This window comes from Aliivibrio sifiae, assembly GCF_002954705.1.
GTDB lineage: Bacteria > Pseudomonadota > Gammaproteobacteria > Enterobacterales > Vibrionaceae > Aliivibrio > Aliivibrio sifiae_A.
The window spans coordinates 1365032-1380675 of sequence record NZ_MSCO01000002.1 but is presented as its reverse complement, the minus strand read 5'-3'; the positions used below and the strand labels follow the sequence as shown (position 1 = coordinate 1380675).

Annotated in this window: 13 protein-coding genes and 2 pseudogenes; 13 read left to right on the top strand and 2 right to left on the bottom strand. The window is 36.0% G+C overall.

Annotation, left to right across the window (positions count from 1 at the left end):
- The first annotated feature begins 180 nt into the window (after nucleotides 1-180).
- From trhO to BTO22_RS17045, 11 genes and pseudogenes are all read left to right on the top strand, one after another.
- A complete protein-coding gene (gene trhO / locus BTO22_RS17095) occupies nucleotides 181-1161 on the top strand; it encodes an oxygen-dependent tRNA uridine(34) hydroxylase TrhO (protein ID WP_105056500.1) in 981 nt (326 codons plus the stop codon).
- Nucleotides 1162-1386: 225 nt separating this feature from the next.
- Entirely contained in the window at nucleotides 1387-2574 is a 1188-nt protein-coding gene (locus BTO22_RS17090; protein ID WP_105056499.1) for a lytic polysaccharide monooxygenase, read from the top strand.
- A 210-nt stretch (nucleotides 2575-2784) separates the two neighbouring features.
- Nucleotides 2785-3330: a porin family protein gene (locus BTO22_RS17085; RefSeq protein WP_105056498.1), complete on the top strand. Its 546-nt coding sequence runs from the start codon at nucleotides 2785-2787 to the stop codon at nucleotides 3328-3330.
- 228 nt (nucleotides 3331-3558) lie between these two features.
- Nucleotides 3559-5172: an ABC-F family ATPase gene (locus BTO22_RS17080; protein WP_105056497.1), complete on the top strand. Its 1614-nt coding sequence runs from the start codon at nucleotides 3559-3561 to the stop codon at nucleotides 5170-5172.
- A gap of 182 nt (nucleotides 5173-5354) precedes the next feature.
- Nucleotides 5355-5915: pseudogene (locus tag BTO22_RS17075) on the top strand (IS6 family transposase).
- Between the two features lie 278 nt (nucleotides 5916-6193).
- Nucleotides 6194-6892, top strand: coding sequence for a hypothetical protein (locus BTO22_RS17070; RefSeq protein ID WP_105056495.1), 699 nt, complete (start codon nucleotides 6194-6196; stop codon nucleotides 6890-6892).
- 133 nt (nucleotides 6893-7025) lie between these two features.
- On the top strand, nucleotides 7026-7430 hold the full coding sequence (locus BTO22_RS17065) for a GFA family protein (RefSeq protein ID WP_072055701.1): 405 nt from the start codon (nucleotides 7026-7028) through the stop codon (nucleotides 7428-7430).
- 113 nt (nucleotides 7431-7543) lie between these two features.
- Nucleotides 7544-7735 (top strand): annotated as a pseudogene (locus tag BTO22_RS17060) (IS6 family transposase); the annotation flags it as partial.
- Between the two features lie 156 nt (nucleotides 7736-7891).
- Complete coding sequence (locus BTO22_RS17055; RefSeq protein WP_105056494.1) at nucleotides 7892-8641, top strand: alpha/beta hydrolase; 750 nt, start codon at nucleotides 7892-7894, stop codon at nucleotides 8639-8641.
- Nucleotides 8642-8777: 136 nt separating this feature from the next.
- A complete protein-coding gene (locus BTO22_RS17050; RefSeq protein WP_105056493.1) occupies nucleotides 8778-9326 on the top strand; it encodes an AAA family ATPase in 549 nt (182 codons plus the stop codon).
- 111 nt (nucleotides 9327-9437) lie between these two features.
- Nucleotides 9438-10133 carry an Ig-like domain-containing protein gene (locus BTO22_RS17045; RefSeq protein ID WP_105056492.1) on the top strand — a complete coding sequence of 232 codons (696 nt, stop codon included), beginning with the start codon at nucleotides 9438-9440 and terminating at the stop codon, nucleotides 10131-10133.
- 13 nt (nucleotides 10134-10146) lie between these two features.
- On the opposite strand, the gene BTO22_RS17040 is transcribed toward BTO22_RS17045, so the two are convergent.
- Entirely contained in the window at nucleotides 10147-10359 is a 213-nt protein-coding gene (locus BTO22_RS17040) for a TIGR02450 family Trp-rich protein (RefSeq protein ID WP_105056491.1), read from the bottom strand.
- 242 nt (nucleotides 10360-10601) lie between these two features.
- A complete protein-coding gene (locus BTO22_RS17035) occupies nucleotides 10602-13457 on the bottom strand; it encodes a M16 family metallopeptidase (protein ID WP_105056490.1) in 2856 nt (951 codons plus the stop codon).
- Between the two features lie 780 nt (nucleotides 13458-14237).
- Between BTO22_RS17035 and rsgA the strand changes: the two genes are divergently transcribed.
- Both rsgA and BTO22_RS17025 read left to right on the top strand, forming a co-directional pair.
- On the top strand, nucleotides 14238-15299 hold the full coding sequence (rsgA, locus tag BTO22_RS17030) for a ribosome small subunit-dependent GTPase A (RefSeq protein ID WP_105056489.1): 1062 nt from the start codon (nucleotides 14238-14240) through the stop codon (nucleotides 15297-15299).
- A 150-nt stretch (nucleotides 15300-15449) separates the two neighbouring features.
- Nucleotides 15450-15641, top strand: coding sequence for a hypothetical protein (locus tag BTO22_RS17025; protein ID WP_258132663.1), 192 nt, complete (start codon nucleotides 15450-15452; stop codon nucleotides 15639-15641).
- The last annotated feature ends 3 nt before the right edge of the window (nucleotides 15642-15644 follow it).

Below are 15644 nucleotides of genomic sequence, written 5' to 3'. Positions count from 1 at the left end.
TTGTTTTATAGGTCATTACTTTTTATTTTTTTGATTCAATGTGACTAGAAAAACCACAAAAACTGTCGGTATTTGTATCGATAAGCTTTCGTTATACTCCTTCCACAATTATAAGCCGTTAGGCACATGCTCATTGCTCTGGATTTACGATCCAGCCTCGCAAATAAAGGAAAGTTACCCATGTCTCAATATATCGTTTGTGCGTTATACAAATTTGTTTCATTAGAAGATTACACCGACATTCGTCAACCATTAACTCAAGTATTAGAAGAGAATCATATTCGCGGCACATTGCTGCTAGCGAGTGAAGGCATTAATGGTACCGTTGCAGGCTCTCGTGAAGCGATTAATACGCTACTTGCTTGGTTTAAAAAAGACGCTCGATTAGCTGATGTCGTTTACAAAGAATCAATCAATGACGTGCAGCCGTTTAACCGTACTAAAGTAAAGTTAAAAAAAGAAATCGTCACTATGGGCGTTGAAGGTATTGATCCTCTTCACGTGGTGGGTACGTATGTTAAACCTGCTGATTGGAACGCGCTTATTTCTGATCCTGAAGTATTGTTGGTTGATACTCGTAACGATTATGAAGTGGATATTGGTACGTTTAAACATGCAGTGAATCCAAATACAGAGACCTTTCGTGAATTCCCTCAATACGTTGCGGATAATTTAGACCCTAAAAAACATAAAAAAGTAGCGATGTTCTGCACTGGTGGTATTCGTTGTGAGAAGTCGACAGCTTACATGAAAGAACAAGGGTTTGATGAGGTGTACCATCTTGAAGGTGGGATCCTAAAATATCTTGAAGAAGTGCCAGAAGAAAACAGCTTATGGGAAGGCGATTGTTATGTGTTTGATGGCCGAGTTGCTGTTAATCATCAATTAGAAAAAAGCCATTACGATGTGTGTAATGCGTGTCGTTTGCCAATCACAGACGAAGACAAACAATCTGATGCGTTTGAGAAAGGCATAAGTTGCCCTAAATGTATTGATCAGCACAGTGATGAGCAAAAGTCTCGTTTCCGTGAGCGTGAAAAACAAGTGCAATTAGCGGATGAAAGAGGTGAAACTCACGTTGGTGGTGACGCTGCAAAGTTGATTGAGCAACGTAAACTGGAAAAGAAAGAGAGAAAACAGCAACAGAGAAGCGCTAAGTAAATTGAGCTTGATGTTGAGGTAAAGCATAAATAATGAACTGACTCGAAAGAATATAATGTGTTTTCATTTAACTCATTATTAGATGGAAAGCAGATAACAAATGTGTAAATAAAGCGCTTATTTGTCTCTGTTTTTATCGTCAATCCATCAATCCTTGCTAATTTTATAAACGAAAGTGGGGCGTTAATCGCCTCATTTTTATTGTTTATAGACAAGGATGAAATCATGAAAAATAAAATAAAAATCAGTTCGCTCACTATTGCCTTTGTTGGTGCATTATCATCAATGGGAGCGCAGGCACATGGCTGGGTCGAGTACCCGAGTGCAAGACAAAATACGTGTTATTTAGATGGCGGATTTTGGGATAATACTATTCCAAATCAGGCATGTCAGGCGGCGTATGATGAATCAGGAGCGTTTCCTTTTGTTCAACGTAATGAAGTTGCTGCCAATGTACCAAACTATAAAGACATGGCACACGTTCAAGCCATTGTTCGTGATGGTAACTTATGTTCAGCAGGCGATAATGCAAAAGCAGGTCTAAACGTAGGTTCTTCTCATTGGCAAAAAACGGCGGTTACCTTAGATGAGAATAACCAGATTGAACTTATCTTTAATGCCACTGCACCTCACAACCCTTCTTACTGGCAGTTCTATTTATCTAATTCTAATTACGATCCAACCGTTCCACTAACATGGGGTGACTTAGATCTAATTGATACTGCAGGCAATGTGCCTGTAGGCGAAGATAAGAAATACCGTATTAATATTACTCTTCCTGCGGATAGAGCTGATTCGGCCGTTCTTTATACTCGTTGGCAGCGTGAAGATGCCGCTGGTGAAGGCTTTTATAACTGCAGCGATATTTCATTTGACGGAACGGGGACTACACCTCCAGAACCGACAGATCCAGTCGACCCACCACCATCATATTCTGATTTAGGTTATTACATTAGCCAAGGATTTGGACCAGTAGAATCAGGTGATACCGTTCGATTCAGAACGTTTGATGCCACAGGGGCAGAAACGACAGACATCAGTTTAGCCATTACTGTGAACAATACGGCGACATGGTCAGCGGAACTGGCAGGACAATTTAACCAATTGAAAAATAAAGAATGGTTTATTGGTATTTGGCACCAAGAAATGAATCATTATATGTATGATACTAATAATATTTACGCTAACCGAGTGTTTGCACCAAATGCTGATTTAAGTTACCAACTTTCTTTAATTAAAGCCGATACAACACCACCAGTAGAGCCGCCAGTAGAGCCAACAAACGCATGGCAAGCTGGTTCAATCTATAATACTGGGGATATAGTTAGCCATAATAATAAAGAATGGACAGCACAGTGGTGGACAAAAGGGGAAGAACCAGGAACAACCGGAGAATGGGGTGTTTGGCGTTAATAGAAGATAACAAATGGGTACTCACTTAAACAGATATTTCTAGTATTTAAGCCCTAAATCTAATTTAGGGCTTTTTGTGATAAGTAATGCTTATAAATGTAATAACGAGAGCTGTTTAGTCTTAATATCTTTAATTTTATATTATTTATTCAACGAATAAGAACACGAATTCATGGATGAAATCATTATTATTTTAAAATGAGAGTAATTATGAAACTAGTATTAAAAACCCTTCTTGCAACCTCGCTTTTATCTTCGACTGCCCTTTATGCTAATGTTTTAGAAGGTCATCGAATTGGATTAGGCTTTAACTCCACCAGTATTGATGATGTTGCTTTTGATGATAAATACTCAACCAATGGGTTTACTCTGGCTTACGGCTATGACATTAACGACATTGTTGGTATTAATGTTTCTTTAAATAAAGGCAGTGGTACAGATTCTCTTTTTGATATTGATATTGATATATCAACTTTTAAGTTAGATACTGATATTGGTTATACTTTTTATATGCAAAATGCCTCAATTAAACCTTATGGTGTATTGGGTTTTGCAAAGTTTAAAGAAGATAGTAGCATTCTTGGCGTCGATTTCGGGAAGTGGGATGATTCAACCATTTTTGCTGGGATTGGTACAAGAGCCACATTCAATCAGCATTTCTATACAGATGTAAGGCTGGATTTTATCAATTTGAAAGAGAGTGGAGACAATGTTTTTGCTGACCAATTTTCTCTTACTGTCGGTTATAAATTCTAATTAATGGTTCTTTTTTAGCATCATCACGACGTTAAATACCATCATAAAGCTCTGGATCTCTCCGGGGCTTTTTTATTGTGTATTAAAACATCATATTCCTCGACATTGTGATCAAGATCTCTGTATAATCCGCGGCTAGATTTTCTCATTCATCATACTTTCGTCCTTCATCTTGTGGCTCTATATAGCCAAATCATGACTTGTCAGTAAACCCTAGGAATTATTTCGTTGATACAATCAAACAACATCACAATGCAATTTGGCGCAGAGCCTTTATTTGAAAACATTTCAGCAAAATTTGGCAACGGTAACCGTTATGGTTTGATCGGTGCGAACGGTTGCGGAAAATCAACGTTCATGAAGATTCTAAGTGGTGCATTGACTCCTAGTTCAGGCAACGTATCAATGACGCCAGGACAGAAGTTAGGCGTATTGAGCCAAGACCAATTTGCGTTTGAAAAATACAACGTAGTTGATGTTGTTATCATGGGTGACAAAAAGCTATGGGAAATCAAACAAGAGCGTGATCGTATCTATTCATTGCCAGAAATGAGTGAAGAAGATGGCATGAAAGTGGCTGAGCTTGAAAGCGAATTCGCTGAAATGGACGGTTACAGTGCAGAAAGCCGTGCAGGTGATATCCTAATTCAAGCAGGTATTGATGAATCACTTCATTTTGGTTTAATGCAGCAAGTTGCTCCAGGCTGGAAACTGCGTGTGTTACTAGCGCAGGCATTGTTTGCAAATCCAGATATCTTACTACTTGATGAACCAACCAACAACTTGGACATTAATACGATCAACTGGTTAGCAGAAGAGCTAAACAAGCGTAAATGTACAATGATCATCATCTCGCACGACAGGCACTTCTTAAATTCTGTATGTACGCACATGGCTGATATCGATTACGGTGAATTGCGTATTTACCCTGGTAACTATGAGTACTTCTTAGAAGCATCAAGCCTGATCCGTGATCAACTATTAGCGGGTAACGCGAAAAAAGAAGCAGAGATCAGTGAGCTACAAGATTTCGTAAACCGTTTTGGTGCTAACGCATCGAAAGCGAAACAAGCAAGTTCTCGTGCAAAGAAAATGGACAAGATCTCACTGGATGAAGTGAAATCATCAAGCCGAATGAGCCCATCAATTAACTTTGGTGAAGGCAAAAAACTGCATCGTCAGGCACTAGAGCTTGAGAATCTAGGTCACGGCTTTGATGGTGAGGTTCTGTTTGAAGGCGGTAACTTATTACTAGAAGCAGGTACTCGTCTTGCTGTTATCGGTGAGAATGGTGTGGGTAAAACGACTTTCTTACGCTGTTTAGTTCAAGACTTACAACAAAACGAAGGTATTGTTAAATGGTCTGAAAATGCAGCATTCGGTTATTGCCCACAAGACAGCACTGCTGATTTTGATAACGATCTAAGCATCTTTGATTGGATTTCACAGTGGCGCACCGTTAAGCATGATGACTTGATGGTTCGTGGTATTTTAGGTCGTCTGTTATTCACTGCTGATGATACAAATAAACAAGCTAAAAACTGTTCTGGTGGTGAGAAAAACCGTCTGTTATTTGGCAAGTTAATGATGCAAGACATCAACGTACTTGTTATGGATGAACCAACCAACCACATGGACATGGAAGCGATTGAAGCATTGAACGAAGCATTAAAAGTGTACACTGGTACATTAATCTTTGTAAGCCATGACCGTGAGTTTGTTTCTTCTCTAGCGACACAAATTATTGATGTTAAAGATAAGAAAATAGTCAACTTCCAAGGTACTTATGAAGAGTACTTAGATCACCAAACTAAAATGCTACAGGTTACTATTACGAAATAGTATTACTTAGTATCAAGATTAACAAAACGCGAGACTGATTATCAGCTCGCGTTTTTTATTTCAATTTTTCTAAAAACTGGCAGTTATGGCTCTTAGGATAATATCGGAGAAAGGCCATAACTTGGTGTTAAAATGAGGATTAACGCCAAGATCCCACAATCCTTCATACTATCTCGTAATCAATGACCAATTCTGAATTTAAATGGAAGCACTTTGCACCAGAAATTATACTTTGGTGCTTACGTTGGTATGGTTCAACGCCAATGAGTTACGCAAACCTTAGTGATATGCTTGCAGAGCGAGGTATATCGGTTAATCGTTCCACTATCTATCGTTGGTTTATTGAATATTCCTCTAAATTACGCAAAAAGTTACGTCGCAATTATCAATTCATTAAGCGTTGCTTGAGATATTATGACAAAGAGCAACATCCTAAAACGTTAAACATAGATAAACATTCTTCATACGCGAATGCCATTGCCCGTTTGAAGAAGGAAGGACGATTACGATCGGATTTCGAGCAACGGCAAGTTAAATGTCTCAATAATGGCATTGAGTCCGATCATGCCCCCATTAAGAAATTGATCGTGGTCGCTGGTGGTTTCAAATTAAGGAAACGAGCTTGGTCAACGATCCAAGGATTTGAATCTTTACGAATATTGAATAAGGGACAATTTGTTTCTGTTTACGTAATGACAAGCGTAAAACCGTAGTACGGGAAGAGATCCGCCTTCATGAACTGATTATTCAATGTTGAGGTTATTTTCAAATAATAATGAGTCAATAGTAGGGCTTATTTATCAACTCAGATTACATTGTCAGTGTGTTCGGAAAAGAAAAAATAGCGATGACTTAGAGCACACCGCACTCACTTGTAACGGCTGCATAACACAATTTTCTACATTCGGCGTTGTCAGTTTGCCTTTAGTTTCAGTGATTAAGGTAGTAAAATTCAGCTAAGCCTGCATAGTAGCAAACGTGTTATGCAGGCGTTATACGCTAATTTGATGAGGAAGTATCTGTGCTAAAGACAATTTATGATAAAATGTGGGATTCTTCCTACCCAAAAATAGAAAGTGGTCAATATGATATTGATACGTTAATTAGTGATCCCAGCGATACTCGAAGAGGTGTTACTGTTTTAACTTATCTACAAAATAATGATAATGAAGTTAGTCGAAAGATAACTGATTTCTTATGTGAATTACAGAAAGTCGAACCTGAGCAATATTATTATCCTGAAGAAGAATTACATCTAACTATTCTCTCTATCATTAGCTGCATATCTGGATTTCAATTGGATGACATCGACGATTTTTCATATGTTAAAATTTTTAAACAATGCATGCAAGGCTCAGAGCCTATAGATATTAAATTTGAGGGGGTAACAACCTCAACATCTTGCGTTTTAATTCAAGGCTTTCCTATTGGGGAAGGTTTGAATGAGTTACGAAATAAATTTAGAAATAGGTATAAAGAATCTTCATTACACACCACGATTGATAGCAGATATAGACTTAGTACAGCTCATGTAACAGCAGTCAGATTTACGTCTCAATTAATTAATCAAAAGAAAGTGACTGATGTATTAAATCGATACAGATATTTTGATTTTGGTACGATATCTTTTACTGAATTTGAATTGGTTTTTAATAACTGGTATCAAAACTTATCAGAAACTAAACAATTAGCTAGCAGTTCAATTAAGCAACGCGTATAACAAATGTATCAACACGATTTACTACATTCGGCATTCTAGGTTTCTTTGGGTTTACCGCATTAAGTGGTAAATTTAGGCTTAATCTGCATGGTAGCAAACGTGTTATGCAGGCATTATGCGCTTAGGAGAAAAAATGGAAATGTTAACTGGCTCGTGTCTATGTGGGAAAATTGGAATTGAAGTCCCTGATGATTTTGATTACATGGGAAATTGTCATTGTTCTGAGTGTCGTAAATTTACTGGCTCAGATTACTCATCAGTTGGTGGAGTTTCATCGTCAAAATTTGCTTTTACAAAAGGTGAGGAGTTTGTTTCCATTTACTCCAAAAGTGAAGAAACAGAACTAGCATTTTGTAAGTGTTGCGGTTCAAGCTTATTTTCTAGAAAAATCACCGGCGGTAAACATAATATACGTTTAGGTATTCTGGATAGCACACCAACGCATAAACCTAACTTTCATATTTTTGTTGCTTCAAAAGCGCCTTGGTTTGATATTAATGATGGTCTTAAACAGTTCGATAAAGGTCCAGTAAAATAGTGGGCAACTGATAGAGCGCGCATAACAAGCCATCAACATGATGCTTATAATATTCGGGTTTGTTGCAGTATCAGCTCAAAATCCTTTCTTTCCCGACCTAATCGAGTGACTCAATGACCAATCTTGACTTTAAATGGAAACACTTTGTGCCAGAAATTATACTTTGGTGTTTACGTTGGTATGGTTCAACACCAATAAGTTACGCAGACTTCAGTGATATGCTCGCAGAGCGAGGCATATTGGTTAATCGTTTTACTATTTACCGTTGGCTTATTGAATATTCCCCTAAATTACGTCGTAATTTAGGGGAATATTCAGGTTGGTTTGCATGGTATAGACGTGTTATGCTTTTCTATGCTTTTCTATGCTTTTCTATGCTTTTCTATGCTTTTCTATGCTTTTCTATGCTTTTCTATGCTTTTCTATGCTTTTCTATGGTTTTGATATAAATGAGGAGATTTATGAAGTTTGCAGTACCTCTTGCGTTGTCGTTATTAACTAGCTCAGTTATGGCAACTTCTTTGGATATCTACGATGCTAGCCGAGAGCGAAATATTCCAATAACGGTAGATTTTCCTGTCCAAAAGGATTTATGCACTACGAGTAATAAGTGTAAGGTTGCATTTGTTAGTGCTGGTTTTAAAGTCCCGTATTTGAAATATCAGTTGATGGTTCAAAATTTAAATGAAATGGGCTACTTAACTGTTGCTGTTGATCATGAATTACCAAATGATCCTCCTTTATCTAAAAAAGGGGATTTATATCAAACTAGGATCGAAAATTGGAAGCGTGGTGCTGAAACGTTAGATTTTCTGCAAAGTAATATATCACTTCGTTATCCTGAGTATGATTTTCAAAATATTCTGTTAGTTGGGCATTCAAATGGCGGTGATATATCAGCATGGCTAGCTTCTGAAAATAAGTCATACATAAGCAAAGTCATCACATTAGATCATCGTAGAGTGGCTCTGCCAAAAACAGCTAGGATCCAAGTATTATCAATAAGAGCGACCGAATACCCGACAGTGGCTAGTGCTTTGTTAACTGAAAAAGAGCAAAGTAAATATCATAGTTGCATTGTCGAAATTGAAAATTCGAAACATATGGATTTAACTGATTACGGTTCAGAAAAAGTAATTAATAAAGTTAGGTTAATCACTAAAGGTTTTCTGTCTGGTGAGTCTTGTGCCAAGTTGAAACAACAGGCATAGCAATCGCATCAACACGATTTACTACACTCGGCATCTCAGGTTGTCGGGTGTTTCTCCTTTACTACTATACAATATTAAGCATAATTGCATAGTAGTAAACGTGTTATGCAGGCGTTAGCTGTTTCGAGGGTGAGTTTTGTATCAAGATAATTTTATAGTATTTACTGGCGGTCCAGGTTCTGGAAAAACGACGGTTATCAATGAGTTGAAATCTCGAAATTTCTTTTGCTCTGAAGAGGTTGGTCGCAAAGTCATTCAAACTCAAGTTGAGAAAAAAGGTGATGCGTTACCTTGGGCTAATAAAGAAACTTTTCGTGATTTGATGTTTGAATTTGAAATTGCATCTTATCAGCAGTATCAAAGCCGAAATGGGCTGGTTTTCTTTGACCGAAGTATCATCGATATTCTTGGCTATTCCAATCTTGAACAAATCAAATTATCTGATGAATTAACGTCGGCGATATCTAATTTTAAATACCATTCGAAAGTCTTTATTTTTCCACCTTGGAAAGAGATATTTACCAATGATAGTGAACGTAAACAAGATTTTTTTGTTGCGGTGGATACTTATAACGAAATGGTGTTAGCGTATGAAAAGTCGGGTTATGAGTTAATTGAAGTTCCTTTTGGTACAGTAAACGAAAGGGTTGATTTTATATTGGTCAATTTAAATGGGGTTTTCTAATTTTCATATCTAATAAGTTGTTGGTTTTTAAGTGGGAAGATAGGTCACTCATTATTGTTACTTTTTATTTATCCCATTGGATGAAAAGCTGTAATAATTGACAGTTACAGAATGGATCGTAGCATTATATTCTTTATGACTTTTTTAAAGTTATTGAAAAATAAAGAGATGTTGATGGGTCATAAGTTATTTCCTAAATATTGCCTAATCATTATTGTAAGCGGAGTTCTTTTCGCTTGTAATTTTGGAAATGAAAATGATTTTAAACAATCATCTAGATTGGTTGTTTTTGTTGGAGATGAAAAAAATCTTCAGTCTGCTATTAAGTACAGTAATGGTTGTACATTAGATATGACTAATAAGGTTCAGTGGCACAGCTCTGATCCTGTATATGGTTCTGTAGACAAAGGCGTTTTGAGAGCACAGCGTATAGGCTCGACTGCAATAACTGCACATTTTGATGGTATGGAGTCTGAGAATAATATAGTTTTTAAAGTTGTTGATGTAAAATTACAATCCATTCGGTTAATACCAAGTTCAAGTACAACGTCGTTAGATAATACTATTCGTTTGATGGCAATGGGAAAGTATACAAATAATACGAATGCTAAGTTGTTTGATATTTCTTGGGTATCTTCTAATCCAGAGGTAGCTACGGTATCGAATATAGGGTTAGTAACCCCTGTAGCAGCAGGTGAGGCAACTATAACAGTAACAGTGAAGAATAAGATTGGTGTCTCGAAGATAACGGTAACAGATGAAAAATTGGATTCTTCTAGGGTGCCTCTATTAGGTTTACTTTGGTGAATGAAGTAGATTTTTATTTCCAGCCAGAAAGCCAATGTTCTTGGTTTTTTAACTCATGCCAATTTAAGACTTGTGTTCGTTTTGTCATTACCGCTTCTATTAAACAATGTGTCACTTCATTTTCTTCAAACTCAATCTCGGTAACTAAAAAGTGCTTTTCTTTTTTTACTGGATTAACTGCTGTCCATTTACTGTTTAGTAGTTTTTTAGGGTTAATTTGATTCATCATTGTTCCTTAAGTATTTGTCTTTAGATTAATGTAATGTGGCTCCCTAAAGCATAGCTCACATAGATTAACTACGTGACTAGAGGTGTGTACTAAATTAAAAAAGAATGATGGTATATTTGATCGTATTAAATAAGGTTTAGGATAAAGAACAAGTCGAATGGGCTTTAGTTTTTTCTCTTATTAAAATACCGTCTGTATGTACTATAGAGACGGTATTTTTATTTTATCTAGGGAGGCTTTTAGCTTTTATTTGTGGGTAATAGCACGGCTTCGAATTGGCTCGCATTAGTTAAAAAATTACGTAATATGCTATCAACTTTTTCCTTTGTCGCAGTACTGTTTGCTTCTAAGTTTGTAAACATAAGATCGGGAGTGTCTGTTTCTAAATAACTGTGTTCCATTGCATTTAATACCCCTATATTGGATCGTAGGTATTGGTCGAACTGTTCAGAGTGTTGTTGTAATTTATTATGTAATATTCTCTCATCGACACCCTTATCTCCCATCTCTTTTAATACGAGTTTTGTTAGCTTTAATAGCTCGTCAACTCGCTCTGGCGCACACATAAATTTAATTTGCCCTTCTGCTTGTGTGCTATTAATGTTTTGCCAAAATTCACTTGTGACAGAGTAAGTACCAGAAGCCTTTTCTCGTAGTGTTAGATGCAATTGTTCCTCGATGATCTCACTAGAAAGCCTTAAATAGTAATCGTTAATACTTGCCCATTTAAGTGATTGAGTTAAATAAAGCTCCACCTCTGCACGTTGCTCGTTTGAAAAAAAGCCCGTGTAACGCTCTTTAGGAGATACAGCCCTCATAAAATAAGGCTCTCTAGTTTGTGTTTTTACCTTAATAGAAGCGAGATAAGTCGCTGCAAATTCTTCCACTTCTTTTGATGAAATATCACCCACAATAAAATAGGTATAATCCGTTTTATTGGTGATGTATTTTTCATAGGTATTACTAAGCATAGTTGCAGTAAAGTCAGCAATTTCTAGATTTTTCTCACTGTATACCGTATCAATATTAGGATAGCGTAATGAATACACATTACTTATGAATTTATGATATCCATCTATCGTATTTTTATACTGTGAAGCTTCTATTTTATTTTGATAAAGAAGCTGTTTTGATATTGGACTTGAAGTCAGTTTTAAGTGAAATAACATAAACATATTCGCGAGATTATCCTTGTCAGCCCACCCCGAATAACCTTGTTGGTAATCAGCCAGTATAGTAGACATTGCGACGGGCTTTCCTTGGAAGATATTTTGCAAATCCGCTTGTGATACCTCACCAATACCTGTGTCATCGACTAAAATGGTTGCTACCCTTAATTGATTATATTTATCTTTAGATATTGAACGTAATCCCCCCTTTGTTAGAGCACGAAAATAGATTTTATTAGCTTCAGTATCGTTGTATTGGTAAATTAATTTGCTGCCATTACTTAAGCGATATTCGGTGATGTTATAGTTTTTCCACTCTTTTTCTTTACTTATTGTTCCTTTTTTTATTGTTAGCTCTGGTAAGTTTGTAAATTTTTCTTTTTTTAGCCAAAGAGGTTGGGACATTGTTACTGTTTCTTTCCATAAGGATGTTAGTCGCTCTGCAGACATGCTCTTTTTTTTCTGAGTAACAGGTTGAGTTGTTAGTAATAATTTGGATTGTGCTTCGATAAATGAAAGGAAAACATTGTTTATATCTGTAAGTGTAATTTCATTTAAGAAGCGTTTTTCAAGTTCATAAGTGTCTTTTTTATTTCGATATAATTCATTGTTTTCTGCTGAAAATAATAATTTATCAATGAGTTCAAGGCTGTCTGTTCTATTTTTTTTTGCTATTTCGTTTAAATTTTTTAGTTGAGTGATCTCGTTGTCTACTTCTTCAGAATTAAAACCTTGTTGTTTTAGTTGCGCAAGAAAAGTCATTAGTTCTTTTGTTGCTTTATCATAATCACTTTTAAACAATTGGAGAGTAAAGATCGATTGAACAGTTTCTTTGCCTGCTGGTGTCACATTGAAATTTGCAAAATTAATAGAGCTTTCTTCAGTATCTTTTAAGTGCTGTAAACGTTGGTTCAATAGAAGAACGACAATTTTTTTTGTTAAGTTTTCTTTATAGCGATCATCAGAGCTTTCTGGTCGGTAATTAGAAAAAAAACTTAACTCAACCGTCGGAAATGAGATCCCTTTTTCTGATACGGTTGCAGAGCGCCATTCATCTTTAATAGGAATACTGTAATTAATAGATTCTAATGCTTTTTTGGGTCTTGGTATGTTACCTAGCTTTTGTCTAATAAGTTTTTTTATTTCAGTCGTATTAATATCACCAGCAACGATAATTGATATATTGTCTGGACGATACCATTTCTTATAAAAATCAATAAGCTGTTGTCTTGATATGGTTTCTATTGAATTTGGCTCTCCAAGAATAGAGCGCATTACATACTGAGAGCCCGCCATTTCAATGGCCATTTTTTTATTATGTAGTCGTGTTATTGGACCTAAAGAAGCCCGCCATTCTTCTAAAATAATGCCGCGTTCATTATTAAGCTCATCATTCGAGATTGTGATATGACTTACCCAATCTGAAATAATATTTAATGCGAGATCTAATGTTTCTTTATCATTATTAGGCAGATTTAAGGTATAGATTGTATTTTCATAGTAAGTGGCAGCATTAACATCAATACTTGACGTAATACCTATATTTTCAAGGGTTGTAAAAAGAGTATGTAGTGGATAATTTTTGGTTCCGTTAAAAGCCATGTGTTCAAGAAAATGGGCAACACCTTGTTGACCATCTTCTTCATTGATTGTTCCTGCTTTAATTAATAATCGAATATATACTTTTGATTCTGGAGTATTATTTTCAGCAAGGTAATAAGTTAATCCATTCTCAAGCTCGCCAATGTCAATATGTGGCGTTATTTTTGGTTTCGAAATATGCTTGTTATTTTGATTTAGAATAGTAAGAGTGGATAGATCTGACGTACTTTTATTTGAATTTCCTATCGGATCGGTATGTATATTTAATATCAAAAAAAGTAAGAATGGTATGATGAAAAGAATAATGTTTTTTAATCGAAACATAAATTAGTTAACCTAAGTGATAATTATTATTCATTATTCTAACAATAAAATATTTATGCGAGCAATATCACAAAACCAGTCATTTAGTGTGTCTATTATTGAGTTGTTGTAGTTTTGTGTTTGTATTTTGTAAATATATTGTTTCTTTTGTGGCGACTTAAATACCGGTTTATAGAATTACCAATAAGTAACTGATAATTAATATCATTTGAGTTTATGCTCTAATTTGTTATTAAAGTTAACAATTATCAAACAAATATTTTTTCAGAAAAATAAAATTAAAAGTGGCCTTATTGCTTTTGTTACGTTTTTGTCTTTTTATTAAACAATAAAAGTAGTAACTAGGTTTGTACTTCTATTACTACTTTTAATTACTCCCACTTTAAACTTCTTGTTAGCACCCTTTAGGTTTTCTCTTTTTAATCAATTTTTTTTATCGTAATCACAAGACAAACTTGTTTTACATGAATAAAAGTGAGGCATATTTTATACGTTTTAATGACGATAAATACTGAGAATCTTAAATACAGAAGATCAAGAGCAAAATAATTGCTACCAAGATCTTAAAACGACAAAAAGAAGCTCAAACTGAGTAAGTATTGTTGCTATTTATCCAATAGAAGATGCTAGTATTCTCTCGCTTTAATTAGAAACTAAAATGTAATAAATTCAGTGGTCTAAAGAGTGTTTACCATTGATGTGTAGTGACACGTAAGTAACGTCACTTAATGAAATTATTTTATCAATGGTAAACAATCTACCATATGTATGGAGCAACAAATGAGTGAGCAAATTCTCACACTATCACAACTAGGCTGGCGTCCTTATTTTCAACAACAACTGACTCTAGATGATTTAACTGACTTACAAACGGGTCGAATTATCGAGCAGCACCGAAGCAGTATTATTGTTTTGAGTGAACAGGGCCAAGTAAGCTTATTACCACCATCAGGGGATGATCGTGTTTGTGTAGGTGATTGGGTATTGTTTGATGAAAATCTACGAATTCAGCGCGTATTGGATAGACAATCTCTGTTTGATCGCAAAGCCCCAGGGTCAAAAGTTGCAACGCAATTAATTGCAGCGAACGTAGATAACGTCATGATTGTGTGTTCATTAAATAATGACTTTAATTTGAGTCGTATTGAACGTTACCTTGCTATTGCAAAAGAAGCCGAAGTAGAACCAGTTGTGGTACTAACTAAAGCGGACTTATGTGACGATGCAGATGACAAGCAAGATCAAGTTCAGAAACTGAATCGAATGATGAGTGTTTACAGTGTAAATGCCCTTGATACTAATGATTTAGTTGCTTTACATAGTTATTGTAAAAATGGACAAACTATTGCTTTCTTAGGTTCATCTGGTGTGGGTAAATCAACACTTGTGAATGGGTTACTTGGTTTTGAAGTTCAAGAAACAGGAAATATCCGTGAAGATGACAGCAAAGGCCGCCATACGACAACGTACCGCGCGCTTAAATTAATGCCACAAGGCGGTCTATTAATGGATACCCCTGGGATGCGCGAGCTTCAACTGAGTGATTGCGAACAAGGCGTAAATGCAACGTTTAGTGAGATCACGGATCTTGCCGAAAAATGTCGTTTTGGGGATTGTTCTCATATATCAGAGCCAGGTTGTGCAGTATTAAAAGCTGTTGAGCTAGGCCAACTTGAAGAGCGTCGTTTAGTGAGTTTTCAAAAACTAATGCGTGAACAAGCGATTAATGGTGCTAGTTTGGCAGAGCAACGCGCAAAAGATAAAGCGTTTGGTAAGATGGTACATGGCGCAATAGCGGATGCTCGTAGTCGTAAAAAAGATTATGAGTCTAACGCTTATTAATATTCGACATTAATTACAAAATAAACCGCTAATTTTATTGGCGGTTTTTTTATATGTGTCGTTTTTTTCAATCATTGCTTATTGGTTTCTACTACTATGAACTTATTGGATACATAGTATCTCGGTCCTTATTTTATTACGGAGCTATCAATGAGCGGACAGCCTCTTACGCTATCTCAACTAGGTTGGCGACCTTATTTTCAACAACAACTAACGTTAGGTGATTTAACTGACTCTCAAATCGGACGTGTTATTGAACAACATCGCAGCAGCGTGATTGTTTTGAGTGAAAAAGGTCAAGTGAGCTTAATGCCTTCTTCAGGGGGGGGCTGTTGCAAATAATCT